The sequence below is a fragment of the Exiguobacterium profundum genome, from assembly GCF_042652865.1.
Taxonomy (GTDB): Bacteria; Bacillota; Bacilli; order Exiguobacteriales; family Exiguobacteriaceae; genus Exiguobacterium; species Exiguobacterium profundum.
Window position 1 is genome coordinate 841122 of record NZ_JBHSHG010000001.1, and the last position, 24454, is coordinate 865575.

At 45.8% G+C, this 24454-nt stretch carries 27 protein-coding genes, 1 tRNA gene, 1 pseudogene and 1 riboswitch; of the genes and pseudogenes, 16 read left to right on the top strand and 13 right to left on the bottom strand.

The features are described from left to right. The first annotated feature begins 22 nt into the window (after positions 1-22). Positions 23-631 (top strand): class I SAM-dependent methyltransferase, encoded by a 609-nt coding sequence (locus ACFO4U_RS04360; RefSeq protein WP_260563536.1) that lies wholly within the window; start codon positions 23-25, stop codon positions 629-631. Between the two features lie 37 nt (positions 632-668). On the opposite strand, the gene rlmN is transcribed toward ACFO4U_RS04360, so the two are convergent. Both rlmN and ACFO4U_RS04370 read right to left on the bottom strand, forming a co-directional pair. Then, positions 669-1730, bottom strand: a complete 1062-nt coding sequence (gene rlmN / locus ACFO4U_RS04365) for a dual-specificity RNA methyltransferase RlmN (protein WP_215243895.1) — start codon at positions 1728-1730, stop codon at positions 669-671. Positions 1731-1795: 65 nt separating this feature from the next. After that, a complete protein-coding gene (locus tag ACFO4U_RS04370) occupies positions 1796-3202 on the bottom strand; it encodes an amidase family protein (RefSeq protein ID WP_251131811.1) in 1407 nt (468 codons plus the stop codon). Positions 3203-3315: 113 nt separating this feature from the next. On the opposite strand from ACFO4U_RS04370, the gene ACFO4U_RS04375 reads away from it, so the two are divergent. The 6 genes from ACFO4U_RS04375 (at position 3316) to ACFO4U_RS04400 (ending at position 6211) form a co-directional block, all read left to right on the top strand. Beyond that, positions 3316-3477, top strand: coding sequence for a hypothetical protein (locus ACFO4U_RS04375; RefSeq protein WP_215243893.1), 162 nt, complete (start codon positions 3316-3318; stop codon positions 3475-3477). Between the two features lie 44 nt (positions 3478-3521). Beyond that, positions 3522-3621, top strand: a riboswitch (SAM riboswitch). 67 nt (positions 3622-3688) lie between these two features. Then, a complete protein-coding gene (gene msrA / locus ACFO4U_RS04380; protein ID WP_215243892.1) occupies positions 3689-4213 on the top strand; it encodes a peptide-methionine (S)-S-oxide reductase MsrA in 525 nt (174 codons plus the stop codon). Positions 4214-4314: 101 nt separating this feature from the next. Further along, complete coding sequence (locus tag ACFO4U_RS04385; protein WP_215243891.1) at positions 4315-4836, top strand: DM13 domain-containing protein; 522 nt, start codon at positions 4315-4317, stop codon at positions 4834-4836. A 144-nt stretch (positions 4837-4980) separates the two neighbouring features. Further along, the gene (locus ACFO4U_RS04390) at positions 4981-5217 is read left to right on the top strand and encodes a hypothetical protein (RefSeq protein WP_215243890.1); all 237 of its coding nucleotides are present in this window, start codon (positions 4981-4983) and stop codon (positions 5215-5217) included. Between the two features lie 631 nt (positions 5218-5848). After that, a complete protein-coding gene (locus tag ACFO4U_RS04395; protein WP_276551135.1) occupies positions 5849-6016 on the top strand; it encodes a hypothetical protein in 168 nt (55 codons plus the stop codon). An 84-nt stretch (positions 6017-6100) separates the two neighbouring features. Next, positions 6101-6211 (top strand): ATP-binding protein, encoded by a 111-nt coding sequence (locus ACFO4U_RS04400; RefSeq protein WP_276551134.1) that lies wholly within the window; start codon positions 6101-6103, stop codon positions 6209-6211. Between the two features lie 164 nt (positions 6212-6375). On the opposite strand, the gene ACFO4U_RS04405 is transcribed toward ACFO4U_RS04400, so the two are convergent. Next, complete coding sequence (locus ACFO4U_RS04405) at positions 6376-7041, bottom strand: hypothetical protein (RefSeq protein WP_215243889.1); 666 nt, start codon at positions 7039-7041, stop codon at positions 6376-6378. Positions 7042-7496: 455 nt separating this feature from the next. Between ACFO4U_RS04405 and ACFO4U_RS14725 the strand changes: the two are divergent. Beyond that, positions 7497-8270 (top strand): annotated as a pseudogene (locus ACFO4U_RS14725) (IS30 family transposase). Positions 8271-8675: 405 nt separating this feature from the next. Here ACFO4U_RS14725 and ACFO4U_RS04420 read toward each other — a convergent pair. From ACFO4U_RS04420 to ACFO4U_RS04435, 4 genes are all read right to left on the bottom strand, one after another. Continuing rightward, positions 8676-10208 (bottom strand): AMP-binding protein, encoded by a 1533-nt coding sequence (locus ACFO4U_RS04420; protein WP_215243888.1) that lies wholly within the window; start codon positions 10206-10208, stop codon positions 8676-8678. Beyond that, positions 10201-11061, bottom strand: a complete 861-nt coding sequence (locus tag ACFO4U_RS04425) for an SDR family NAD(P)-dependent oxidoreductase (RefSeq protein ID WP_215243887.1) — start codon at positions 11059-11061, stop codon at positions 10201-10203. Before ACFO4U_RS04425 ends, ACFO4U_RS04420 begins: the two co-directional genes overlap by 8 nt. A gap of 134 nt (positions 11062-11195) precedes the next feature. Beyond that, positions 11196-11618 carry an SRPBCC family protein gene (locus ACFO4U_RS04430; protein WP_159562372.1) on the bottom strand — a complete coding sequence of 141 codons (423 nt, stop codon included), beginning with the start codon at positions 11616-11618 and terminating at the stop codon, positions 11196-11198. 207 nt (positions 11619-11825) lie between these two features. Further along, the gene (locus ACFO4U_RS04435) at positions 11826-12689 is read right to left on the bottom strand and encodes a GRP family sugar transporter (protein ID WP_078146990.1); all 864 of its coding nucleotides are present in this window, start codon (positions 12687-12689) and stop codon (positions 11826-11828) included. 123 nt (positions 12690-12812) lie between these two features. Here ACFO4U_RS04435 and ACFO4U_RS04440 point away from each other — a divergent pair. The 3 genes from ACFO4U_RS04440 to ACFO4U_RS04450 all read left to right on the top strand — a co-directional run bounded on the left by ACFO4U_RS04440 (position 12813) and on the right by ACFO4U_RS04450 (position 13958). Then, a tRNA-Ala gene (locus tag ACFO4U_RS04440) sits at positions 12813-12885 on the top strand. Between the two features lie 112 nt (positions 12886-12997). Further along, complete coding sequence (locus ACFO4U_RS04445; protein ID WP_215243886.1) at positions 12998-13330, top strand: four-helix bundle copper-binding protein; 333 nt, start codon at positions 12998-13000, stop codon at positions 13328-13330. Between the two features lie 61 nt (positions 13331-13391). Beyond that, positions 13392-13958, top strand: a complete 567-nt coding sequence (locus tag ACFO4U_RS04450) for a 3'-5' exonuclease (RefSeq protein WP_012726407.1) — start codon at positions 13392-13394, stop codon at positions 13956-13958. A gap of 23 nt (positions 13959-13981) precedes the next feature. Here ACFO4U_RS04450 and ACFO4U_RS04455 read toward each other — a convergent pair whose 3' ends face one another. The 5 genes from ACFO4U_RS04455 to ACFO4U_RS04475 form a co-directional block, all read right to left on the bottom strand. Further along, a complete protein-coding gene (locus ACFO4U_RS04455) occupies positions 13982-15043 on the bottom strand; it encodes a bifunctional glycosyltransferase family 2/GtrA family protein (RefSeq protein WP_215243885.1) in 1062 nt (353 codons plus the stop codon). Between the two features lie 89 nt (positions 15044-15132). Further along, complete coding sequence (locus ACFO4U_RS04460; RefSeq protein ID WP_031423558.1) at positions 15133-16122, bottom strand: sodium:calcium antiporter; 990 nt, start codon at positions 16120-16122, stop codon at positions 15133-15135. A gap of 187 nt (positions 16123-16309) precedes the next feature. After that, positions 16310-17158: an HD domain-containing protein gene (locus ACFO4U_RS04465; protein ID WP_196430795.1), complete on the bottom strand. Its 849-nt coding sequence runs from the start codon at positions 17156-17158 to the stop codon at positions 16310-16312. A 100-nt stretch (positions 17159-17258) separates the two neighbouring features. Next, positions 17259-17963 carry an SDR family NAD(P)-dependent oxidoreductase gene (locus ACFO4U_RS04470; protein ID WP_338083432.1) on the bottom strand — a complete coding sequence of 235 codons (705 nt, stop codon included), beginning with the start codon at positions 17961-17963 and terminating at the stop codon, positions 17259-17261. Positions 17964-18002: 39 nt separating this feature from the next. Further along, complete coding sequence (locus ACFO4U_RS04475; RefSeq protein ID WP_214690838.1) at positions 18003-18548, bottom strand: glycerol-3-phosphate responsive antiterminator; 546 nt, start codon at positions 18546-18548, stop codon at positions 18003-18005. Between the two features lie 115 nt (positions 18549-18663). On the opposite strand from ACFO4U_RS04475, the gene ACFO4U_RS04480 reads away from it, so the two are divergent. Both ACFO4U_RS04480 and ACFO4U_RS04485 read left to right on the top strand, forming a co-directional pair. Continuing rightward, positions 18664-19089: a GNAT family N-acetyltransferase gene (locus ACFO4U_RS04480; RefSeq protein WP_215243883.1), complete on the top strand. Its 426-nt coding sequence runs from the start codon at positions 18664-18666 to the stop codon at positions 19087-19089. A 25-nt stretch (positions 19090-19114) separates the two neighbouring features. Beyond that, on the top strand, positions 19115-20284 hold the full coding sequence (locus ACFO4U_RS04485; protein ID WP_215243882.1) for a cation:proton antiporter: 1170 nt from the start codon (positions 19115-19117) through the stop codon (positions 20282-20284). 39 nt (positions 20285-20323) lie between these two features. On the opposite strand, the gene ACFO4U_RS04490 is transcribed toward ACFO4U_RS04485, so the two are convergent. Further along, on the bottom strand, positions 20324-20941 hold the full coding sequence (locus tag ACFO4U_RS04490) for a DedA family protein (RefSeq protein WP_159562378.1): 618 nt from the start codon (positions 20939-20941) through the stop codon (positions 20324-20326). Between the two features lie 90 nt (positions 20942-21031). On the opposite strand from ACFO4U_RS04490, the gene ACFO4U_RS04495 reads away from it, so the two are divergent. The 3 genes from ACFO4U_RS04495 (at position 21032) to ACFO4U_RS04505 (ending at position 24453) form a co-directional block, all read left to right on the top strand. Further along, complete coding sequence (locus ACFO4U_RS04495) at positions 21032-21589, top strand: DNA-3-methyladenine glycosylase I (RefSeq protein ID WP_215243881.1); 558 nt, start codon at positions 21032-21034, stop codon at positions 21587-21589. A gap of 120 nt (positions 21590-21709) precedes the next feature. Next, the gene (putP, locus tag ACFO4U_RS04500) at positions 21710-23197 is read left to right on the top strand and encodes a sodium/proline symporter PutP (protein WP_047795263.1); all 1488 of its coding nucleotides are present in this window, start codon (positions 21710-21712) and stop codon (positions 23195-23197) included. Positions 23198-23310: 113 nt separating this feature from the next. Beyond that, positions 23311-24453, top strand: a complete 1143-nt coding sequence (locus ACFO4U_RS04505) for a CapA family protein (RefSeq protein WP_215243880.1) — start codon at positions 23311-23313, stop codon at positions 24451-24453. Position 24454 lies beyond the last annotated feature (1 nt).

The following is a 24454-nucleotide window of genomic DNA, read 5'->3' on the forward strand; positions in this document are numbered from 1 at the left end:
GTGAAAGAAACGTAGAGAGGGAGTGAATGGCTTGTCGAAATGGGATGAACGATTTAGTTCGGAAGAGTATGTGTATGGGACAGAGCCAAACGAATTTTTACGCGAATGGGTCACGTTTCATCAACCTGAAAGAAAACGTGTATTGGCCATCGCGGAGGGCGAAGGTCGAAACGCGGTGTGGCTCGCCACGCTCGGCTTTGAAGTCGAGATATGGGACGTTTCTATAGCAGGGATCGACAAAGCGAAACGCTTGGCGACGTCACGAAACGTGTCCATTCAGACGAAACAGATCGACTTGAATGAAGCCGATTGGCCAAACAAGGCGTATGACATGGTCATCTGTATCTTTGGCCACTTTCCTCCACACGTCAGAGAAAAGGTGTTTACGGGTATCCAACAAACGCTTCGACCTGGTGGTTTGTTCCTGAGTGAAGTCTACTCTACACATCAACTCGCTTACGGGACAGGTGGACCAAACGACGCCTCACTTCTTTACACCGAAGAGATGTTCCACCAACTCGATGACGATTTCGTCCCTCTCGTCCTAAACGAGACGGTCGTCTGGCGAGAAGAAGGCACACTCCATCACGGTGAATCCGCAGTGATTCAATATGTAGGACAAAAACGGTAAAAAAAATGGCCTCCCCGAGATTCGAGGAGGCCATTGTTTACTTCGCGCCTTCGACGTTCATATGCTTACTGCGGAGTTGTCCACATGCCGCATCGATGTCTGTCCCGTGCTCGAGACGGACGCCTGTGTTGACGCCACGCTTTTTCAAGATGTCGTAAAACGCCATGATGTCCTCAGGCGTGCTTCGTTCATATTGGATGTGCTCGTTGACCGGGTTATATGGGATCAAGTTGACGTACGACTTGTCTTTGATGTCTTCGATCAAGTCAGCGAGTTCTTCCGCATGTACCGGCAAATCGTTCACTTTCGAGAGCAGGATATACTCGAACGTGATCCGTTTGTTCGTCTTCTCGACGTAGTAACGAATCGATGGCATGAGTTTATCAAGCGGGAACGCCCGGTTGATTTTCATGATGCGAGTACGTAATTCATCGTTTGGCGCGTGTAGAGAGAGCGCCAAGTTGATACGTAGATCAAGGTCTGCGAACTTGTAGATCTTATCCGCGAGTCCGCTCGTCGACACGTTGATCTTACGCGGAGCGATCGCAAGTCCACGCTCATCTTTGACGACACGCAAGAAGTCGACCAAGTTGTCGAAGTTATCGAACGGTTCGCCGATTCCCATGACGACGATATGGCTGACGCGGTCCCCTTCGCCCTCTTCATCGAGGAAATGTTGGACGGTCATGATCTGCTCGACGACCTCAGCAGCCGTCAAGTCACGAGTCTTCTTCAACAAGCCGCTCGCACAGAAGCTACATCCGATGTTACAACCGACCTGAGTCGTCACACAGACCGAACGTCCGTATTTGTGACGCATGAGCACCGTCTCGATGTAGTGCCCGTCATGTAATTTAAGTAAGAATTTGACCGTCCCGTCGCCCGCTTCTTGTTTGACGAACAGTTCTTGTGTTGAGATGACATATTTCTCTGTTAAGTAATCACGCACCTCATCACGTACGTTGAGGTCGTCCATCGATTTGACCCGGTCGATGTAGAGCGAGTCCCAAACTTGACGTGCGTGGAAGGCACCGTATCCCGCTTCCGTACACTCGTTTGTGAGTTGATCGAACGTCAACCCGTATATAGATGATTTCATTGTAATCTGTCCTTTCTCTAATCCGCATACGTACCATTGTAGCGGACGTGAGAGACGGGTGCAACTTACGAATAATCTGGAGGCGTCGGTCGTGTGACGAACTGTTCGAACGCATAAGCGACTCGGATTAAATCACGCTCCGCATAGCTCGTCCCCGTGAACGAGAGTCCGAATGGGGCACCGCTCTTTTTCAAATGATATGGGATTGTAATCGTCGGATGACCTGCTTTTGCAGCCATGTCATAGTTCATGTCATGTGGCAGCACGAGTGCGTCCAGTTTATGTGACGCAAGCAATGTGTCAATCCCTTCCGTTTTCGCGAGACGGACGTCCTCGATGCGTCGGTTGAGATAGTTCGCTTCAGTCAGTTTTCCAGATTTGGCGTTCGCTTCTTCAAAGATGGTCTGGCCGTGCGGAATCGATTCAGGATGTTCTTCGTTCCACTCGATCAAATCGGAAAGCGTTTTAAACGGCACGGTCGTATTGGCAAGATACGCCTCGACCCCGAGCTTGAATTCGTCGAACAGGATGTCCGCCTGATTTAGCGCCTCATGCTTTGGTAGCGTGACCTCGACGAGTTCGACCTCGGCTTGCCGAAGCAATCGGAGCGCCTGTTCATACAATCCGACTTCTTCTTCTGAAATGTCTGGTTTGACGAACCCGACGCGCATCCCGACCGCTTGACGGACATCGAGACATGTCACATAAGGCGGTCCGACTGGAGTTTCCCACGTCGCAGGATCAGCCGAATCTTCACCGCACATTGTCTGTAAGGCGATGACCGCATCACGAAGCGTACGCGCCATCGGTCCCGCCGTATCTTGAGAACGTGAAATCGGGATGATTCCGGAGCGACTGATTAATCCGACCGTCGGCTTGATCCCGACGATGCTGTTATGGACACTCGGATGGACGATTGAACCGCTCGTCTCAGACCCGACTGCGAGAAGCGTGAGGTTTGCCGCGACCGCAGAAGCCGACCCTGAGCTTGATCCCCCGACATCCAACCCGTCGCCGTATGGGTTCATCGTCTGTCCACCGACGTCACTCCAACCGTTCGGCATATTTTCTGTTAAAAAGTTCGCCCACTCGGACAGGTTCGCTTTCCCCAAGATGATGGCGCCGTCAGCCCGCAACCGTTTGACGAGCTCGGCATCTCGAGCGGCGAAATGATGTCGCATCGCGGCAGCACCTGCAGTCGTTCGCATCAGACCGTTCGTCTCGATATTGTCTTTGATTAAGACGGGAATGCCGAGTAGCGGTTTGCGTACCCCTTTTCGGTACGCCCGGTCTGCTGCCTCTGCCTCGAATAGGGCGTCTGGATTGATTTGAATGACGGCATGAAGCCGTTCATTATACGTCGCAATCCGTCCTAAATAATAGGCGGTCACGTCTCTCGCCGTGAATTGTCCTTCTTTATACCCACGATGCGCACGTTCAATCGTCAGTTCATGTAATTGGATTTGTTCCATCATGCATTCCTCCTTTATCTCTCCCCCTTTATTCGTGCTCTATGTCTGATTTCCTTTTCGTATCGCCAAGTCGATGTGTTCTTGATACACTTAAGAAAAAACAGGAGGTCCCAATGACTCGCTCCTATGTCTTTGTGCTGCTTGCCGTATTCGGCCTATTTTTCTTACAGCTATACGGTGAAAATGTGCCTTATGGTACGCTCATTTCCATCGGCTTGATTGGATTCATCTTCGTCTTGACGGTTTTTCAGTTGAAACGAAAACCGAATCATTGACGAATGTATTTTGAGGGTGGTATGATGCTCTCACCAACTACATATCGATATCAAGAGTGAACGAGAGATCTGGCTCCGCGACTTCACAGCAACCTGCCTTAGGCAAGGTGCTACGACCAGCAAGGGAAACCTTGGACGATATGACGAAAGCGCTCATGTCATCCGACGTGAGCGCTTTTTTGTTGAATGACGATTTGGAGGGAACGACAGTATGGAAAAAGCAACATTCGCAGGCGGCTGTTTTTGGTGCATGGTGACGCCATTTGAAGAATTACCAGGGATTGAAGGTATCGTATCCGGCTATATGGGCGGACAGGTTGACAATCCGACATATGAACAAGTGAAAACAGGGACGACGGGGCACCTCGAGGTCGTTCAAATCACATATGATCCATCTCTTTTCTCATATGAGCGTCTTCTCGAGCTATATTGGATTCAGACAGATCCGACGGACGATGAGGGGCAATTCCAAGACCGAGGGCCACAGTATGCACCAGCCATCTTCTACCACACGGAAGAACAACGAATCTCGGCTGAGGCGAGTCGCGATGTGTTGGAGGGGAGCGGACGCTTCACGGCTCCGATCGTCACGAAAATCATTCCGGCGACGACGTTCTTCGCTGCAGAAGACTACCATCAGGATTATCATAAAAAAAATCCGAAGCATTACAAGGAAGACCGAGCGATCTCAGGACGTGACGAGTTCATCGAGGAGAACTGGACCGAGACGGTATGATCTTCAATGGACGCGAATTCAATGATTCGCGTCTTTTTATAAGCTCATGAATCGGGAAAAGGAATGTAATGATTCAAACATCCGATAAGGAGGATTCATATATGAAGACTCGTACAAAAATCATCATCGGAATCATCGGTGTCGCCATCCTCGCCATCGCCTGGTGGCTGATTTCCCCACTATTTTTAACCGAGACGGTCGACGAAGGATTGCCGCCGACAGCTGTCGAATCACCGTCTCCAGAAGAAGAGACGGAGGAAGATTCAGCCGAGACACCTGACGCACAACCGAGTCCAACCGAAGTGGTGGGTGTGTTCATGGACGGGGAGAAAAACTATGAGACGACCGGCACAATCCACTCGGTCGAGACAGAAGACGGGACGTACCTCCGATTTGAAGAGTTCGAGACGATGAACGGTCCTGACTTATTCGTCTATTTGACGAAACCAGGACAAGAGACGACCCAAGGCGTCAGTCTAGGAGCGTTAAAAGGAAACATCGGGAATCAAAACTATTTGATCCCTAAGGATGTGAATCTAGAAGAGTACAATACCGTTGTCATCTGGTGCCGTGCGTTTAGCACGACGTTCGGGACGGGAGAACTGACTGGATCAAGTGAATGAACAGACTGAAGGGTGGCTGAATGAATCGGCCACCCTCTTTTCAATTGAAATTGCCTAAAAAAATAAAGACCAATCATCCAACCTCAAATGAGAACATGCTATCATATATGTAAATAAGTGTAATTCAATTGAGGAGATACGAATATGGAGCAGACATTGACACAACCGTACAAACACTACTTTCGGAAACGTTTCTTTCTATTCTTCATTCCAATGATGGTGGTCGGCATATTATCCGAACCGATGATCATTCGGAATCCATTCGAAGAGCTCGAAGACTATGGGGCATTCGTATTATTCTTAGGAATTTATATCCTAGTACTCGGTGGATGGGCAGCGTTTATGACGTCGATGATGTGGCGGCACAGACAATTAAAATAAAAAAGTAATCATTTTATATTGGTACTTGATATTTTTTAATCAATAGTCCACTGTGAACGCTAGAACAAAATTGACAGTTTTTGATTTTTACCATTTTACACTACTGCCGAAGAATCTGAATCCCGGTAGAGTCGTTGAGGCTAGATTATCTGGAGTAAATAGATTTGGTGGAAAAATTAGTTCGACACATCAATATTTATCAAATATATCAGCAAAACTTCAAAGCGACTCAAATCTCTACAGCTCTAAAGATATAAGACAGACAGTATATAAGTACTTGAAAATAACGTATGAAGACGCCCTACATGAATTTGACGAAAATACATGTTCATAAAAGAAGAAACTCAACATATACCGGTACTGGATCATAGCATGGTTAGGGGAGTACGCTCTACTTCTATAATGGGCATCCTTCTGAAATCGTATATGAACAGAATCACCTCAACGCAATCAACGAGAAAACAGGTGAGGTCAAGATGAGTCAAAGCGTTTCCGTGTTAAAACAGGACTTTCATCAGCTTCGTCAGGCCGAGACTACCGACGCCCTCCCACAAATTTTGAGAGAGGCCGAAATTGCCTCTTAGACGTTTATCGTATTTCTAGGTGCCATCATGAACCATGAGCGTTCCGAATGAAACTCAAAGAGTTTGGAGAGGCGAATGAAGTTGGTCCGATTCCCTTTCTTCAAATTCCTCTAAGACTTCAATCTGGAGGAATAGACTGCACTGACCGCACGGCAGCTGAGGCAATTGAAGCAGTTGAAACAGCTAAACTGGATCGAACAACCATCCAAAAGTGAAAAGTTCTCTGGCAAGTCAAAGATTCAGTTGAAAAGACTGAGGGATTTGGTTCGGACCTTGTCATCATCGATGACCTGACGTATATGGTCATTGGCCAACGAGAAGTCAATCTCTTCTTCCATCTCGTCAATCACCTTTATGAACGTAGTTCGATCATCCTAACCTCGAACAAAAGCCCCAATCAATCGAAGTAATGATTGGAAAACAGTGCATCACGACTGCGAAACTGGACCGCCTACTTCAGCGTATCGAAATCATGCATAGCGATTAAGAAAGTAATCAGTCACATTTAAATTGAATGATCCAAAAAGCGTCTTTTAGTATTAACTTATGAAATTAACAAAGAAAAGTATTTTAACTAAATTCTTGAGCGCTTTCTGTATTTACCCCCCTTTGAAACCCCTTCTTTTTCCATCCAATCTAACTGTATTTGTATAAGCACTTTAATAAGAGTGGTTAAATTATCTGAATACAAGTTAAAGAAAAGCTCGGCAAACTTTAATATTCCATGAAATATAAAAATGAGGAAAAAGTAAATGAGACAAATAATCAACGTAGTATTCATATCAAAATTTGAAGTATTTGAAAGTAAGGCAATCAGTGTAACACCAATTCCTATGTAAGGTATTGCGATACCGAATTTTTTAATATTCCTATCTCTTTCTTCGGTAATTGAATTGATTACTATGTTTAATTGAGTCGCCTTTTTTATTTTAAACTCATTTATTAACTTCCTTTCCAATTGCTTTTTATATTCTTTGTTATCATTCACAAAATAAGTAGTGTATCTCTCTAAATGAGTGATATAAAGAAGCATCAAAATGCAAAAAGTAACTACAATACCGCAGATCCATTTTATATTTTCTTCGTCCATGCCTTTGGCATTAAATAGTAAGAATAAAAACCCTAATACTATAAACACTAAAAAAGTAATATTTATCCAAAATTCTTTGGTTATAGCACGCTTTTTAAAATGTCTATAATTACTATAATTTTTTTTGTGATAGATAATGATTTCCCTCAAAACAATTCCACCTTTTTAGTGTTCATTTAAATACATCTATCTATAATAACTAAAGCAACTTGATATAACAATATATTTTTTGTTAAAAAAGTGAATATATTACCTTTTCGTAGTTTTTATTTACAAAAAACACATTACCACATTCAATGTTGATATAGTTGACGCGTTCATCTTCAATTTTCTTCGCATTTAAAAGTAAATTGAAGATGGTTATTTCAAGCTCAACATTATTTTGAATTTATACGAATCACTATTACAAATCACTATAATGAAATTTTTTAATGATGAATTATAAAATTAAATGCAACATCTGAACGTGAATAAAAAAATCCCATGACGATTCCCTCGTGTAGAATGAAGTCACCACAACACACATTCACACGGAGGAATCGACATGAGCTACCCTATCTTACCACAGCGGAACGCGTGGAATAGAGACGTCTCTGGAACTCGGGATGTCCAAATCCATCGCAAGTAGGCTCGGGCGTCATCCCTCGACCGTTTCACGGGAAATCAGAAGGAAACCCGACTACGATTCAAGATGTACACAGGAACGCTACGAGAAAAAGAAGTCCAATTGCGGTGCCAAGACGAAGCTCGACGAGGCAATCCACCGAACAATCACCGAGAACCTGTGGGCAACATGGTCCCCCGAATAGATCGTCGGTCGTCTCTTCGATGGGGAAATCTCCTTCTCGACCATATATCGCTGGTTCTACTCGAAGCTTATCAACGTGCGGACAACCGTACTTCACAAAAAGGGCAAGTGTCAATAGCCGGTAGAGACACAGGGGCAATTCAACGTAAGACGCCAAGCGGCCCAGGAGAGGTGCGTGCACGTAAAACGTTCGGTCACTGGGAGCTCGACACCGAGGTCTCCGGGCATGGATGGGAAATCGAAGGCATGCGTCGCGACGTTCGTCGAACAATAGAACAGGATCTACATCGCCCTTCCAATCACAAACCTGGACAAGGAGTTCAGCTGTCACGGGCGAATCCGAACGTACAACTTTATTTCATTGACCCGTACGCGTCCTGGCAAAGTGGGGGCAACGAGAATGCTAACGGTCTTATACACGAGTTCTTACCGAAAGGAACGAACTTCGCGCAGGTCGATGACGTAAAACTCGCAGAGGCGCTCGCCAAAAATCAACGGGCTGCCGAGGAAATGCCTCGGCTGGCGAACAGCACACGAGGCATTCAACAATGAAATGCTGCACTTAATTTGACAAACCATAACTACAAAAAAATGATGAACGCCATCTCTTTTTATCGAGACTCGCCTAGTTATGTCCCAGAACCCCCTTATTTCAAAAGTTAAAAAGAGCCCAACATTAACAATGTCGACGTAATAGTACATTCTTAATAATTGTCTATTCCGCTTACCTAGTTATGTCCTCACAATTGACCGTGTGAAAAGATTTACGCACATCAAGCCCGGCGAAAGTCATCGGAAATCTCCACAAAATCAACGTATATTCGAAAAACCAATTCATTTCTTCATCAACCAAAGAAGCTAAATTGACTTGACTACAACAGAAAACCTCCCGAAATCAAAAGAAATATTGAGACAGGTGACTCCACAAAAAATCGAAATAGTTCTCCTCATTTTTCTGGATTTCTTATTCATCCAGTCAATTGATCATCTCAAGTCGTTTCCTATCTAATTTTCCAACCGCTGTATAAGGCAACTCCTCCACAAACACGATTTCTCGAGGAAGCTGGTATATTGTCACTTGTTCGCGCAACCAGCTCACTAGTGCCTCTTCTGTCAATACTTCATCATACACCTGTACATATGCCTTCAAAATGTGACCCGCGTACATATCCTCTATCCCGATGACGGCGGCGTCCTCGACATTCGGATGGTCGCGCAAAACCGTCTCGACTTCCCCAGGATAAATATTGTTTCCTGCCGAGATGATCAAATCGTCTGTTCGTCCACACAAAAAATAATAGCCGTTCTCATCCCGGTATCCGACATCACCCGTTTGAATCCAGCGGTTCTTCCTGCTTTGCATGGACCACTTATTTCGTATGCAAAATTCCCCGATGGCGCCTGGCTCGACTTCCGCTCCATCTTTCACTACCTTTAAGTCTCCTCCCGGAAGCCTTCTCCCGAGTGTGTTCGCATCATAATGTAAATCTTCTGGTGTGGCGATCAGATTCAAGCCTGCTTCCGATGTTCCATATAGATTGTATAAGACGCTCCCCAACTCGTTATGGACTTCACGGACTAAAACGGGATGAAGCTTCGCACCACCGGACGCGATACAAGCGAGAGAATGAAGTGATGTTGGATCGTGTCGTAACATTTTATGGATCATGAGCGGGACGACCGTGAGTACTTCTACCTTGTGTCGCCGAATGAGGTCACAGGCTCTTTGTACATCAAAATTCTCCTGAATGACAACCTTTTTCCCTAACGCGAGAAAAGATAAAAGAATGGCGATGCCGTAGCCATGATAAATCGGTGTGGCAATATAGGCAGTGTTGAATGATGGCAACTGCAACTGGTTCAATAAAGCCGTGAATGGAGCTAGAAAGTGAAAGAGGGATGGTTTATGAGTCACTTGTTTCGGTTTTCCGGTAGTACCGCCGGTCAACAGCACGATTTTCCCGCTCGAGGCGGCCGGTAGTTTTTCTTTATGAGGTCGCTTCGACCTCGATAAACTATTGATTGATACCTTTTCCTCATGATAGCTGACAAGTGTCGAACGTTCGTAAGACGAGTTTTCAATTAAGTTTTCAAACTTATCATCGTAAATCAAAAGATCGAATGGCTGTTCTTCTACAAGTCGGTTGAACTGCAGTTGGCTCATCGATGAATGAAGCATGTAGATGTCAGCACCGAGTCGTGAAGCCGCAAACATCCCTTGTACGAAAGACGCGTGGTTTTGACAAAGAAACGCTACTTTTTGTCCCTTTTTGACCCCAAACTGATCAGCGAAATGATAAGCGAGGTGTTCACAGCGTGTCTTTAGCTCCTTAAATGTCACTGTTTCTCGACTATCCACTAAAGCCGTATTTTGACTCCCTACTTTTTCCGTCAATGTAAAAAGCAGCATCAAGTTGATTCCGTTTTGACGGACTGTGACGAATAGACGGACTAGGTTTGATGGTGATAGAAAATGGAGCTGCGACAAGACTTTCAATAACTTAACCATTCTTATTGTCACGCTCCTTTCTCTTAAGTAATGTAGGGACCATCCAGTCTATCGGTCTTCTGAAAACAAGAGACGCTACTTGACCGAGGAACAACCACCACGGCTTATATACTGGTCGTTTTGTATACAGGGCATGTCCAATCAGTTCCGCCACATGTACCGGTGACATGGCAGGTGAATGCTGATAAGCCAGCGTTTGTTTAATCATCGGTGTTTTTACTAGCGGTAGATATAGAGCCGTCGTGGAAATATTTTTGATTGTGAGTTCCGGACTCGCGGAGCGAAACCACGTATCGAACGCGGCTTTTGATGCCTGATAGGCCGCCCAGTGAGGAAAATGATGAAGTAACACATTGATGGTCGACACATTGACGATCTGCCCGTTCTTCTTTTCGAGCACCGGAATGAGCGATAAAATCAATTGAACCGGAGCAAAATAATTGATCGCCATCGTCCGAGTGAAGTCATGGTCTCGATCGAGTGACTCAGTGATGGGACGATTGATGGAGATTCCAGCATTACTGACGAGAACATCCAATCCGTCCGGTAGTTGATGGAGATACGCCAACAATTCATTCCTTTCTTCTACATTTCGAAGATCTGCCGGGAACACGGTCACTGTGGCTGATCCCTTCTCGATTTCAGACTTCATGACGTTCATGTCTGCTTCTCTACGGGCTACGAGAATCAGATGGGCGGTTGTATCCGTTAGTAAATAAGCGAACGCCTGCCCGATTCCTGAGCTCGCTCCAGTAATCAATATCGTTTTCCGATCCAGCTCTGATTTCATTTTCTGATGATTGAAGGAAGGAAATCGAAACAGAAATCTCTCGAGTAACGTGTAGTCATACATATAGCCAGCACCTTTTATTTATATTCGTCTCTTCAAGCTAAAAAAAACCTAGACAATCATTTGGCCATACATGACAAACAGCAGCGTCCACTTTAATTGAAAAGGACCTGCTGTTCAAACCTTCCGTTTATCTTTTATACACTCTTCCCATTCGCATATCGAGTGAAATTGTCGAGGATCGCCTGCCAGCCTTGTCGTTGCATTTCAACCGGATTCATCGACTCCGCATCAAACACCTCGACCACTTTCGTCTGATCACCTTCTGAAGCAAATGAAATTCTGACTCTCCGTTCATCCTCCAGACGATACTGAATGAGCTCATTTACTTCAACTTCCTCATATACCCCTTCAAAATCAAAGCCCATGCTTTGATCTTTTGCTTCCATCCGACTACGAAACTTCCCGCCGACCCGTAAGTCGTTCTCCGCCTCAATTGTGTGCCAATCGTCAGACGCATGATTCCATTGTTTGATATGTTCAGGTTCTGTCCAGAATTTCCAGACTGTGTCGATTGGTGCATCGACGAGCGTTGATATCGTCACGACATTTGAATCCATGATTCGTTTCCCCTTTATTCTACAATTTTTGATCAATCACGAATGCGCTGCCCGTCCTATATGACGAACGCAATATGAGATTACTTCCCTATCGATCACATCTTCTCCTGCTCTCATTTCAACGATTGAAAGATACTTAAAACAAAAACCTTGAATGGCACTCAAAATCGAGTTCATTCAAGGTTTTTTTCATTTCATAATTGAAGCTTAACTCTTGGCAATCCCAAGCATAAATCCAGCGACGACAATCAACCCGATTCCCATGAAAACAAAGACGCGTTCTTTTGTCGTCTTCTCTTCTTTCAAGAGATAGATCCCACCAAGTGTCGCCACGACGACGTTCAATTGGGATAAGGCGAACGAAGTTGCAATCCCCACTTCTCCGCTTGAAACGAAAAGTCCGAAGTTCCCGATTCCCCAGGCGATCCCCGCCAAGATGTTTTTGAATGTGCGAGGATCAAGTTTCTTGACGTCCTTTTCACGAAGACTGAACAGAAGTGCCGCGATAAACATCCCGACGGATTGTGGAAGAATCGCGGTGATTCCTTCTACTTCAAAATAGTTCGTCAAGACGGCATATGTGACGTAACCAATACTCGAAACGAATAGGACGAGTAAACCCTTTTTCAACGCACCGGCACTGTCCTGATCTTTCTTCTGTTGGTATGAAGTCATAGTCGCTCCGATGATAATCAAGACGAGCGCTGAAAACCCTAACCATAGCTCCGTCGATGTCTGCCAGTCCCCGAGTACGATGACCCCAAAGAGAGACGTCCCAACGAGTTGCATCCCCGTGCTGATTGGCATCGCTTTGGAGACGCTTAAGATTTGGAACGATTGGAACTGCAAATATTGACCGAGCGCCCAGAACGCCCCTGAGATAAATCCGGTCACGATGGCGAGTGTCGTGAACTCCGGTCGGAAGACGAGGGCAATCACTGTTGCCATGATCATCGCCCCGATGGTCGTTCCGATTAACTGCTGAATCGGTTTTCCTCCTACTTTCGACACGATGAGTGGAATACTTCCCCACATGAGTGCCGGTAAGAGTGCCAAAAGAATCATTTCCATGAAGCACACCTGCTTTCTTAATATAACGTCTAACATGGAATTCCCACGTCTCCAATTTTATAAACCTAAATTCAAAAAGGGAATTGCCATGTCGAATACTACGATGATATAATGATTTCGAACGGGGCATTAGCTCAGCTGGGAGAGCGCTACGCTGGCAGCGTAGAGGTCAGGGGTTCGAGCCCCCTATGCTCCATTAATTGGTCACATCTCGAATGAGGTGTGGCTTTTTTATTGGTATGGTGCGATTCAACCTCTTTCTGAACGGGTAATGATAGTTAGACTTTTTCATATAAGGGGGAATTTTGATGGAACGTACATCTGTAGAAGAAACATTGACGAGCGTGATCGAATGCATGCGCGCAAGCAACCACTGCTTCTCAAAAAGTTTGCAAGAAGAGGATTTACACATGTTCACCGAATGCATCCGCCTGACTCGAGAATGCTCAGACATTTGTACTTTAGCTTTAAATGCCTTAGAAACAGATTCAGCCTTTTCAAAACCAATCGTTGCTTTATGCGCCCAAGTCTGTGATACGTGTGCGGTTGAATGCGGACGACATCAGCACGACCATTGTCAAGCCTGTGCCAAAGCATGTGAGCGTTGTGCGGAAGCTTGCCGAACACTTGTTGCCGCTTAAGCACGACATTCGTCTAACTTTCTGTTAGACTTTTTTTATTGCTTACGAAAGAAGGTAAACTATGAACCATACCATTCTCGCACTTGACGTGGAGACCGCTAACCGTGATAGTCGCAGCATCTGTTCTGTCGGATGGAGCATCCTTCAAAATGGTGATGTGGTCGAAACCGACCAGCGACTCGTCAATCCGGAGGAAGACTTTGATATGGGTAACATCCGCGTCCATGGCATTCGTCCGAGTGACGTGTGGGATGCACCGGCATTACCGGAAGTACTTTCCTCTCTTTACCCGATTTTACGGGAAGTGGACCTCGTCATCGCACATAACGCTTCATTTGACATGGGTGCCTTGAGAAAGGCGATTGTGAAATATGATCTATTCGATTTCCCTACAATCGAGTACGGTTGCACCGTCAAACTGTCACGTAAACTGTATCCAGGACTCCCGAACCATAAGTTGAACACGATGGCAGAACACTTGAACGTGCCGTTTATTCATCATGATGCTGCGGAAGATGCTCGCGTATGCGCGCTACTTATGCGAGACATGATGCAAAAAACCGGCATCACAAGCCCAAAAGAATTACATCGCTATACGTCCGTGAAAACAGGAACGCTCGCATATTAAACCGGTCATGAAATCATGACCGGTTATTTTTTGAAAATCCATCTCTTCTGGACATAATAACTGACGAAAAAGAGAAAACTATCGACGATTACTTTTAGGATGACCTCGCCTTGTCTGAGCAAGAGAAACAAGAGATAAACAAGAAGTGCTGAAACGGCCATTTGAAGCACGACGAGACTAAAATATTTCGGAAGAGACCGCCGCGCCTTCGAATCGAAGACTACTTTTCGATTAACGAGATAATTGAAGAGAGAGGAAATGATTCGAGCGATGACCGTCGCGATGACGACGTGAGCCGTATCGAAGTATGGGGATAATAAATAAATAAAGAGCGCATACATCCCTACGTCGACAAGGAACGAGGCGACAGAGGATAACGAATACATCAAAAACATCCGATAAATTAAAATCGAGTCGAGAATCGGTCTAAAATGGGATGAATCATTTTCATTCTCATATACGGTCTGGATGGTCGTTTGTTGAATCGGGACCTGCAATCGTTTCGTGAACGTGAGCATATTCATCTCGAACTCATATCTATTTCCCGGAATGTCAATCAGTTGTCGCGCATATCGCATCGGGATGGCTCGAAGTCCCGTCTGCGTGTCTTTTAACTTCAGCCCACTCCCAATCAACATGACGAGCCGTGTCGCCTGATTGCCGAATCGGCTCCGGAACGGAATCGCATCTCCGCTAAAATCTCGACATCCCATGATGAGATGATGTGGTTTATTCAACCCTTCCTCATAGACGTTGACGACATCTTGCGGCAAGTGCTGCCCGTCGGCATCGACCGTGATGACCCCCGTTTTATCCGGATATTTGTCCACCACATACCGTAACCCCGTCTTGATTGCTGCTCCCTTCCCTTGATTCTGTTCGTGCGTTAACACTTGGTCGACAAATGATGCAATCTTATCAAATGTGCCTACCGACGATTCGTTACTACCGTCATTGACCACAATGATGTTCGCAAACCCACTCGCCCTCAACTTCTCCACGAGTGTGACGAGTGCCTCATCAGGGTTATAGGCCGGAATCAAAATCGAATACGCTTGGCGTGTTTCCACTTCATGCATCTGCATCGCCACCCCTCCTTCAATTCCTCTATACCCGAAGCAATGAATTCGCATTCCCAATAAAAAAACATCAGCCCTAAGGCTGATGCATGTACTCACCCGATAAAGATCAAGTAAGACGAAACGAAATAGACAACGACAACGAGTAACGAAGGAATCACATAACGTACCTTCGACGTGACATTTTGTCTTAGCACACTATACATGACGAGGATCGATAGGATGGTGATCCCGACAGCAGATACGAGGTGTGACGTCGAGACATCTGCGAGAATCGATCCATTCCGATAGAAGACATCTGACATGGCGATAATCAACATGTTGAAGATATTCGAGCCGAGAATCGAACCGAATGCCAAGTTGACATTACGTAGTTTGAGCGCCATGAACACAGCGACCGCTTCCGGGAGTGACGTCGATGCCGCAATCAAGAAGCTACCGACAAAACTAGAACCGAGTCCTGTGACAACGGCAATTTGATCACCTGTGATGGAAAGGGCTGTTCCTGCCGCCATGATTACGATTGCAGCGATGATGAATCCAAAGACCGCACGTTTCAGCGTGATCTCTTCATATTTACCGACGACCACTTCTTCTTCGACTTCATGCTCCGCGACCGGCTCTGTCGGTTGTTTCCCGATATAGTAGATTCCGATACCGTATAGAATCGCAATCAAGAGCGCGTCGACTCCGATTCCGATAAACGTCATATCAACGCGAACGATCAAAGCAATCAACGTCGTGACGGTCAAGAGTAACCCAAGTCCGGCCGTGTACAGGTGGTCCCGACTCGCATAGTTGAACAATTGCTTCTGTCGGAAGTATAGGTCGAACATCGCTAAGATAAAGATATTGAATAGATTACTCCCAAGCATGTTCCCGATGGCAATGTCGGGGTTGTCAATCATGACAGCCGATATACTCGTTGTCACTTCCGGGAGCGACGTCGCTCCTGCCAATAAAACTGTACCGACGAGCATCCCGCCCATTTTCGACTTTTCAGTCATGACGTCGGCGTACGTTGACAATTTGATGGCGGCGTAGACGGTGATGGCCGCGGCCAGTAAGAAATAAACAAATACCATTTTTTCTCCTCCTTGGGTAAACAAAAAAGACCTTTTTATGGACGACAAAAACGCCCATAAAAAGGTCTTGCGGACTTGTAAAAGCTCGATGGACCGAGTGCGCACGCACTGTAATGACGACCCATCGACCACGATTGTGGTCGCTACTCCCCTTTTTATCTTCCCTTTGACTATAGCATGAAGAGAACTAGTTGACAATCGAGCGACGTATGAGTGCGAGAAGTTCTTGTGGCTCGAGAGCCGTCCGATATGCGAGTTCTTGCATCCCCGCGAGCTTCTCGGGTGACAATGGCGTGGTCCAACCCGCTTCGTGAAGTCGCTGTCGGAAGCACACAATCTCTACTTCATCAATCGTATCTCGCCCGACAATCTCCTTTAACTCATATGCCGTTTGACATAGTGGTGCCGATTCTTGCAACCATTCGTCTTCGACGAAATGGGTCAGCATCGATTCAAGGAGCCTTGCCACTTTTCGATCTTTTGAATTTTTCTCGCCGTAAAACAATAGATGGAGTTCTTGTTCATACAAACCGATTAGGTCTGTCGAACTCCGAAACGGTTCAAATGCTGATAGTAATTCATGATAATACCATGATTGGTCTCGCAGCGGTCGTTTAAAACGTTGCCACACCTTCATCCCTTCCATCTCAAGATCATAACGGATGGAACGGAGATTATGTAGCTTATCCGCCACGAGAAGTGCGACTTCATCAAATTGAAGTGATTTCACCTGCTGAAGTGTCAGTCGTTTTCGTTGTTCCCACGACTCGTCACGATTTTTTTCCGAGACCGCGAGAACGAGCCTGTGCACGTCAGATCCGAATTTTGATAAGATTTCTTGTGGGTCCGTCTTCGTGTCCTCAATCAAATCATGGAGTAACCCTGCCGCCACGACCACCGGTGCTTGATGATCGGACTCAAGAAGCATGGCGACCGAGAATGGGTGTGACAAAAATGGTATGGATGAACCTTTTCGGAACTGTCCTCCGTGACGAATAGACGAAAAACGTAACGCCTCTTCTACGAGCGGGTTCATGTCGCCATCCTCCTTCTTCCGGATAAAAACCCTCCTATTCATTACCCGGAATTAGGTACATATAACCTAAAAACATCCCTAATTTAGGTATATGGTCACATTATTCTTCATAAATCATTTTTTTCGTCATTCCTCCATCTACGACAAGATTATGCCCGTTCACAAAACTGTTTTGACGATCGATCAAGTATCTCACAGCGCGGACGATATCTTCTGGTTCACCGACCCGGCCTGATGGATGTTGTTCATGATCAATCTCACGTAACGACTCATCAGACGTATGAATCCATCCTGGACTGATCGCATTCACCGTCACAGGGCGGTCGCCTAATGAGATGGCAAGTGAATGGGTCAAGCCGACGATGCCTCCTTTAGATGCACCATATGCATCCCAATGCGGTTCGTTCTGGAAAGCACGTGTCGAGGCCATGTTAACGATTCTTCCATATGACTCATCTTGATTCAGTTCTAAAAAGTATTTCGCACAACTAAATGTTCCGACTAAATTGACATCGATGACTCGTTTGAACGTGTCAATCTCAAGCTCATCAATCGGCTTGACCAGCGAAGCGATTCCTCCATTGTTGATCAATACATGGGCTCGACCAAATTCGTTGTGAATATCGTCAAAGACACGCTTAAGTTCAGACGTGTCTCCAAGGTCTACTTGATAAAAGCGTAATCCTTTAATGTCCGGGTCATCTCCAATGTCTAGCCCGATTACTTCATACTGATTTACGAAAGCTTGAGCAATCGCATAACCAATTCCTTGACTAGCTCCTGTTACAATCATTACGTCTTTCATCATTCATCCCTCCTAAAAGACTGTATACCCAAATCCCGATTAGTCGGACCATAGTTTTCGATTCGAAGTCGTGATCACACTCGCTCCCGCAGCAAGTGCCGCTTGGACTTCCTCCTTTGTTTCAATCAGCCCACCTGCGAAAACGGGTATCCCCGTCTTCTCCTTCACACGTTGAATATACTTCGGCACAATACCTGGTAAGACTTCGATATAGTCCGGTTTTGAACGTTCAATGTGCTTGATACTTTTCTCTAATGAGGTGGAATCAATTAAAAATAAACGCTGCACAGTGACCACATCATTTTGCTTTGCCTTGACGATGACGTTTCCTTTCGTCGAGATGACGCCGAACGGTTTAAACGTCTGACAGACATACTCCGTCGCATACTCGTCGGCCTTCATACCTTGAATCAAATCCATATGGATGAACACTTTTTTATCATGCTTCCCCAATAATCTGAAGATGGAGTCCAATCGACTCATATGAATCTCTAATAACACTCCTAATTCGAAATCACTCGATAAAAACCGCTCCAAATCCCGCATGTCCCGTATCGCCGGTAAGATGGATTGACCATTGATCATCAACTATTCCCCCTGTCTCCTTCTCATTATGCAGATAGCCGATTTTATAAATCAAGGTTTACTCATTCAATATATCGGGAAAATAAAATCAACTTGTGTAGAGGGGGATTTGAGTATGGTCAATGAAGTAACTGTAAAAGTCGAAACACCGACTCCAGAACAACATCAAGCGTTACGCGTGAAGGCAGGGATGCCACGACGTTCTGATCGAGGTACGGTGAAGGGGCTTCAAAATACACTGTATGGTATTTGTTTATACTTAGATGATGAGATTGTCGGAATGGGACGCGTCGTCGGTGACGGCGGGATGGTATTCCATTTAGTAGATATCGTCGTAGACCCGGAGTGCCAAGGTCTTGGACTCGGAAAATTAATCATGGAGCACTTGATGGACTGGATTTTACAGGAAGCGGATGAAACGGCCATCATCAGCTTAATCGCAGACATTCCAGCCGATGGGTTGTATCGACAGTTCGGTTTTGATTACTCACGACCCGAATCCGTCGGAATGGAGTATCAATGGAATCAAAGAGAAAGCTAATTGGGGTCATGAGAGGAGATGACGTATGGATGGATTAAATGTCATCGTGTTGCTCGGATTGGCGCTCACCCTCATCTCTGTCCTCAGTCTCCTGATTGAACGATTATTCTTTCCGAGTATTTTAGCGTTTATCGCAATCGGGGTCGGGGTCGGATTTTTCTGGGATGGGAATGAAGTCTTTAAAGTCGCGGGAGAGATTGGAATCATTCTGTTATTTTTCCTACTCGGTCTGAAGTTTCCACTACGTGAACTTTGGAAGCGCATGCGGAAAGTATGGAAGGCGGGAATACTCGATATCATTCTGTCATTCGGGGTATCGTTTGGGATTGCTTTAGCATTTGGTCTCGATTTCCCTCGCGCCTTTTTAATCGGGGCCGTCTTATATGCGACGAGCTCCTCCATCTCTGCGAAACTGCTTGAGCGGCATTCCGAAAAACATGAAGATATTAAAGAGTTTGTGCTCGCATTACTCATCTTTGAGGATATTTTTGCCCCTCTCCTATTGACGGTTGCCCCTTTCATCATTCAAGAAGAACCGGTTGCGATGTCCGATATCGGCAAAGTGTTCGCAGGATTTCTTATATTTGGCGTACTCTTGTTCATTGGTTCGAGCTTCGTATCCAAGCAACAAAAATTTTCGAAGCACTTACTGCGACAAGATGATGCGAGCATCGGTCTGATTGGACTCATTCTCTTTTTCGCAGGAATCGGCATGGTGTTTGGATTATCTGAGATTTTAGGGGCATTTATCGCCGGAATCATGCTCGCAGATATCCACGATGTGAGACCGCTGAAGCGTTTGACCGTACCCGTCCGAGATTTATTCTTGCCGATCTTTTTCATCTCGTTCGGTATCTCGATCAACCTCGAGAAAGGTGTCATTGTGAATGCGCTCTTCTTCGTCTTGATTGTGTGGGGAGTATTATCCAAATGGATTGTCGGACGTATCGGGGGCAGAATCTATGGCTTGACGCGTGTTCAAGCCAATGAAGCCGGGTTCTCACTCGCGCCACGTGGGGAGTTCTCTATTTTATTCACCGCCCTTTCGAACGGGGCCATCAACTTGTTTGTCGGTCTCTATATTTTCGTGTCAGCCATTGTCGGAATCATTCTGTTCCGTTTCTCAGAGTACTTGGCAGAAAAAACAGAGAAAACCCTCACGAAAGTCTTACCTGACGAGAAAAAAGAAGAATGAATTGGCGGACCCATATGCTGGGTCCGCCTACTTTGTGCATTAGTCTTTTGCTAGTTTGTTGTGCCGCTTTTTACGCCATACGATATAAATGATGACGCCGATGAACAGTAGCCCATAGATTGCATAAGAATAGGCATCGAGGTATGAGAGGATATCTTGCCAATTCTCACCGACTTTCATCCCGATAAGGATGAGAATGGTATTCCATAAGGCTGTTCCAGCCGTACTGAGCAGTAGAAATTTCATGAATGGCATGTTCGACATCCCTGCTGGAATCGAGATCAAGCTTCGGACGACCGGCATCAAACGTCCAAAGAAGACCATCCATCCCCCGTAGCGATCGAACCAGGCATCCGCCTTTTTTACATCATTCAGATCAAGTCGTAACCACTTTCCATATTTCTTCGTCCATTTTTCAATCTGCTCGACATCAAACAAGAGTCCAAGGCCGTATAATAATACGGCTCCTAATATGGCACCGACCGTCGATGCCACGATGACGAGCGTGATGGACAAATTCGTCTTCACAGCAAAAAAACCACCAAAGAGTAAGACGACTTCAGAAGGGATCGGTGGAAACACATTCTCAATAAAAATCATGAATGCAATCCCTATGTAGCCGTACTGTTCAATCACAGAAATCATCCAGTCACTCATGTCGCTTCCTCCATTCTTCCCCTCTATACCCGTCCATTTTGCTATATAATCGCAAAGACATGCTACACTCAAAGAAAGGAGCTGATTGAAATGGAAGAAACAGTACGGTGTCCTTGGTGCGGGACGGATCCATTGTACGTCCGTTACCATGACGAGGAATGGGGAAAGCCCGTTCACGATGATCAGAAGCACTTTGAATGTCTGACACTCGAAAGTGCGCAAGCAGGACTCAGTTGGATCACCATCTTAAGAAAACGTGAAAATTATCGATTGGCCTATGCCAACTTTGAGGTGCAGCAAGTTGCCAGCTTCACGGATGAGGATGTGGAAAGACTTCTCGGCGATAGCGGAATCGTGCGAAATCGACGAAAAATCGAGGCGTCGATCAATAATGCGAAACAGTTCATCAAACTACAGGAAGAGTTTGGCTCATTTGATTCGTACATCTGGTCATTCGTCAACGATGCACCGATCCTGAATGCATGGAATCGTCTTGAAGATGTTCCTGCAACGACGGAACTTTCTGAACGATTGAGTAAAGACCTGAAACGACGCGGCTTTAAGTTTTTAGGACCGACAACGGTCTATGCCCACCTACAAGCGACGGGTCTCGTCAATGACCATCTCACCTCTTGCACGTTCCGCTAACTTAAGACCAGCTCTCAAAAATATCTTTACATTCCCCCTCTTGTTGTGACAATATTTTGACAAAGTGATACTCTATCACTGAAAGCGTTTTCATATTTTTTATCTTTCGGGGGGATGTTGATGAACGGAATTTTAGTGTCCATTGTCGTGTACATGGCACTGATGGTCTTGCTTGGGATCATCGCATATCGGAGAACAAGCAGTATCGGAGATTACATGTTAGGTGGTCGGGCGCTTGGTCCCGGGGTCGCCGCCTTATCTGCCGGTGCATCAGACATGAGTGGATGGCTCTTAATGGGATTGCCTGGTGCCATGTATGCGTCAGGGATTTCAAGTGGCTGGATTGTCATCGGGTTGACGATCGGTGCCTATTTGAACTGGTTATTGGTCGCACCGAGATTACGCATTTATTCATACATATCGGATGATGCGATCACAATCCCAGACTTCTTTGAGAAGCGATTTAAAGACACAAAAGGTGTGTTGCGTTCATTTTCAGCTGCTGTCACGTTAATCTTTTTCACACTGTATGCGACAAGCGGATTCGTTGCCGGCGGTCGCCTATTCAATGCCGTCTTCGACATTGAGTTTGTAACGGGAGTCGTCATTCTCGCTTCCATCATTATTCTGTACACTTTCATCGGTGGATTTTTAGCAGTAAGCTGGACAGATTTTGTTCAAGGATTGATCATGCTGTTTGCCCTTATTTTTGTACCTGCAATCGCCATTATGGCAACTGATGGTGTATCAAATGCTTTAGACACGGTACGAAATATTGATGAAGCGTTACTTGACCCGTGGACGGGGCAATCACTTATCGGAATCATTTCACTATTTGCGTGGGGGCTCGGCTATTTCGGCCAGCCACACATCATCGTCCGTTTTATGGCAATCGGAAAGCTCGAGGACATTAAGACGGCACGTCGAATCGGGATCTCATGGATGGTCTTCACCGTTGTCGGGGCGATGGCGACCGGATTGTTCGGTCTCGCCTATTACACACAACAAGGCCTCACCATCGATAATCCGGAGAACGTCTTTATCAACCTATCTGACTTATTATTCCCGGATTTGGTGACTGGTGTATTGTTGGCTGCTCTTCTCGCCGCCATCATGTCGACCATCTCCTCTCAATTGCTCGTCTCGTCGAGTGCCGCGACGACAGACTTTTATCAGAAGTTCTTCCGTAAAGAAGCGGGAGACCGTGAACTCGTCATGGTCGGTCGGATTACGGTCATTCTCGTATCCGTCATATCGATTATTCTTGCACTCGATGCAGACGACACCATCTTAAACCTTGTCGGTTATGCTTGGGCAGGGTTTGGTTCATCATTTGGTCCGCTCATCTTGTTTAGTCTGTTTTGGAAACGAACGACGCGTCAAGGCGCGCTTGCTGGAATGTTGACTGGAGCCTTTGTCGTCATTCTATGGAAGAACTATGCCGCTTCTCTTTTCGGAACGTTTGGGACATTGTATGAAATGATTCCAGCATTCTTCCTGTCGGCACTTGCCATCTATATCGTGAGTTTGGTGACACCGCCACCAAATGAGGTCATTCAACGTGAGTTTGACCAAATGCAAGACATGGTCAAAGAACATATCAAATAAATCTCATGACAGGTCAAAAACGACCTGTCTTTATTTTTTTAGGCAGGATTTTTCTTAATTATCGACGAATTTTAGGGTTATCGTACGAATCTGTCGTGAAAAGGAGAATCGGGATGAAACCAATCAAGATCGTCTCTCGCCTTACCTTCCTGTCTAGCTTTGTTTTATTAATCGCCTGTGGTACGACTCCAGCAACCAATCAAGAAGTACCAGAAGAAGTCGAGGAACCGATTGTCGAGATACCTGAAGAAATGCCGCCTGCCGAACCCGAACCGATCGTCACAACGGCCTCCCTCTATGCAATCGGCGATATTCTTCTACATGATTCGGTATACAACGCAGCACGTACCGATGAAGGGTATGAATTTGATTCTGCATTCGACCAGATCTCTCCAATATTGAATCGCGCCGATCTATCAATTGCCAACCAAGAGAGCATGATTGGCGGGAGTGAAATCGGACTTTCGAGCTACCCGGCATTTAACAGTCCATATGAAATTGGTGATGCCCTACAACGGGCAGGAATCGATTTGGTCACGACAGCGAATAATCATACGCTCGACCGTGGCGTCCGAGCCATTGAAAATTCAATCGACCATTGGAATGCAATCGGAATGCCTTATACAGGCTCCTTCCTATCTGATGAGGACAAAGCGAATATTCGTACGTTGACGGCTAATGATATTTCTTTTTCCTTCCTCGCATACACTTACGGGACGAATGGAGTCGTGCCGAAGCAGCCTTATCACGTAAATTATATCGACCTTGCACAGATGCAACCAGAGATCGAGAAGGCGGAACAGTCGACTGACATGACGGTCGTCTCCCTCCATTTCGGTACGGAATATGAGCCGTTACCGAATAAGAGTCAAACTGAGCTCGCCCAATCGTTAGCAGATCTCGGAGTCGATATCATCATCGGTCACCACCCTCACGTGCTGCAACCTCCGACCATGCTAGAAGGAGTCAATGGCAATCAAACTTTTGTCATCTACTCGCTCGGTAATTTCCTTTCCGGACAACAAGGGGATGAGCGAAACACGGGGGGCATCATCGGGATTGATGTGGTCAAGACAATCGAAGATGACCAATCGACTATTGAATTGAAAAATCCGATGTTCTTTCCAACCTTTACGCAAAAATCATCTGATGGACATTATGAGGTCGTCCCGTTAAAGGCTGCTCGTCCTGAACTTCTTTCCCCTGTTAGCGACCATATGTCGCAATGGTTACCCCAACTCAAAATCGAACAATGAC

Bases quoted from the DNA above. Each gene is read 5' to 3' on its own strand.
- rlmN (WP_215243895.1), bottom strand. From the start codon at position 1,730: ATGAAATCATCTATATACGGGTTGACGTTCGATCAACTCACAAACGAG.
- ACFO4U_RS04370 (WP_251131811.1), bottom strand. From the start codon at position 3,202: ATGGAACAAATCCAATTACATGAACTGACGATTGAACGTGCGCATCGT.
- ACFO4U_RS04375 (WP_215243893.1), top strand. From the start codon at position 3,316: ATGACTCGCTCCTATGTCTTTGTGCTGCTTGCCGTATTCGGCCTATTT.
- msrA (WP_215243892.1), top strand. From the start codon at position 3,689: ATGGAAAAAGCAACATTCGCAGGCGGCTGTTTTTGGTGCATGGTGACG.
- ACFO4U_RS04385 (WP_215243891.1), top strand. From the start codon at position 4,315: ATGAAGACTCGTACAAAAATCATCATCGGAATCATCGGTGTCGCCATC.
- ACFO4U_RS04390 (WP_215243890.1), top strand. From the start codon at position 4,981: ATGGAGCAGACATTGACACAACCGTACAAACACTACTTTCGGAAACGT.
- ACFO4U_RS04395 (WP_276551135.1), top strand. From the start codon at position 5,849: ATGAAACTCAAAGAGTTTGGAGAGGCGAATGAAGTTGGTCCGATTCCC.
- ACFO4U_RS04400 (WP_276551134.1), top strand. From the start codon at position 6,101: ATGGTCATTGGCCAACGAGAAGTCAATCTCTTCTTCCATCTCGTCAAT.
- ACFO4U_RS04420 (WP_215243888.1), bottom strand. From the start codon at position 10,208: ATGGTTAAGTTATTGAAAGTCTTGTCGCAGCTCCATTTTCTATCACCA.
- ACFO4U_RS04425 (WP_215243887.1), bottom strand. From the start codon at position 11,061: ATGTATGACTACACGTTACTCGAGAGATTTCTGTTTCGATTTCCTTCC.
- ACFO4U_RS04430 (WP_159562372.1), bottom strand. From the start codon at position 11,618: ATGGATTCAAATGTCGTGACGATATCAACGCTCGTCGATGCACCAATC.
- ACFO4U_RS04435 (WP_078146990.1), bottom strand. From the start codon at position 12,689: ATGGAAATGATTCTTTTGGCACTCTTACCGGCACTCATGTGGGGAAGT.
- ACFO4U_RS04445 (WP_215243886.1), top strand. From the start codon at position 12,998: ATGGAACGTACATCTGTAGAAGAAACATTGACGAGCGTGATCGAATGC.
- ACFO4U_RS04450 (WP_012726407.1), top strand. From the start codon at position 13,392: ATGAACCATACCATTCTCGCACTTGACGTGGAGACCGCTAACCGTGAT.
- ACFO4U_RS04455 (WP_215243885.1), bottom strand. From the start codon at position 15,043: ATGCAGATGCATGAAGTGGAAACACGCCAAGCGTATTCGATTTTGATT.
- ACFO4U_RS04460 (WP_031423558.1), bottom strand. From the start codon at position 16,122: ATGGTATTTGTTTATTTCTTACTGGCCGCGGCCATCACCGTCTACGCC.
- ACFO4U_RS04465 (WP_196430795.1), bottom strand. From the start codon at position 17,158: ATGAACCCGCTCGTAGAAGAGGCGTTACGTTTTTCGTCTATTCGTCAC.
- ACFO4U_RS04470 (WP_338083432.1), bottom strand. From the start codon at position 17,963: ATGAAAGACGTAATGATTGTAACAGGAGCTAGTCAAGGAATTGGTTAT.
- ACFO4U_RS04475 (WP_214690838.1), bottom strand. From the start codon at position 18,548: ATGATCAATGGTCAATCCATCTTACCGGCGATACGGGACATGCGGGAT.
- ACFO4U_RS04480 (WP_215243883.1), top strand. From the start codon at position 18,664: ATGGTCAATGAAGTAACTGTAAAAGTCGAAACACCGACTCCAGAACAA.
- ACFO4U_RS04485 (WP_215243882.1), top strand. From the start codon at position 19,115: ATGGATGGATTAAATGTCATCGTGTTGCTCGGATTGGCGCTCACCCTC.
- ACFO4U_RS04490 (WP_159562378.1), bottom strand. From the start codon at position 20,941: ATGAGTGACTGGATGATTTCTGTGATTGAACAGTACGGCTACATAGGG.
- ACFO4U_RS04495 (WP_215243881.1), top strand. From the start codon at position 21,032: ATGGAAGAAACAGTACGGTGTCCTTGGTGCGGGACGGATCCATTGTAC.
- putP (WP_047795263.1), top strand. From the start codon at position 21,710: ATGAACGGAATTTTAGTGTCCATTGTCGTGTACATGGCACTGATGGTC.
- ACFO4U_RS04505 (WP_215243880.1), top strand. From the start codon at position 23,311: ATGAAACCAATCAAGATCGTCTCTCGCCTTACCTTCCTGTCTAGCTTT.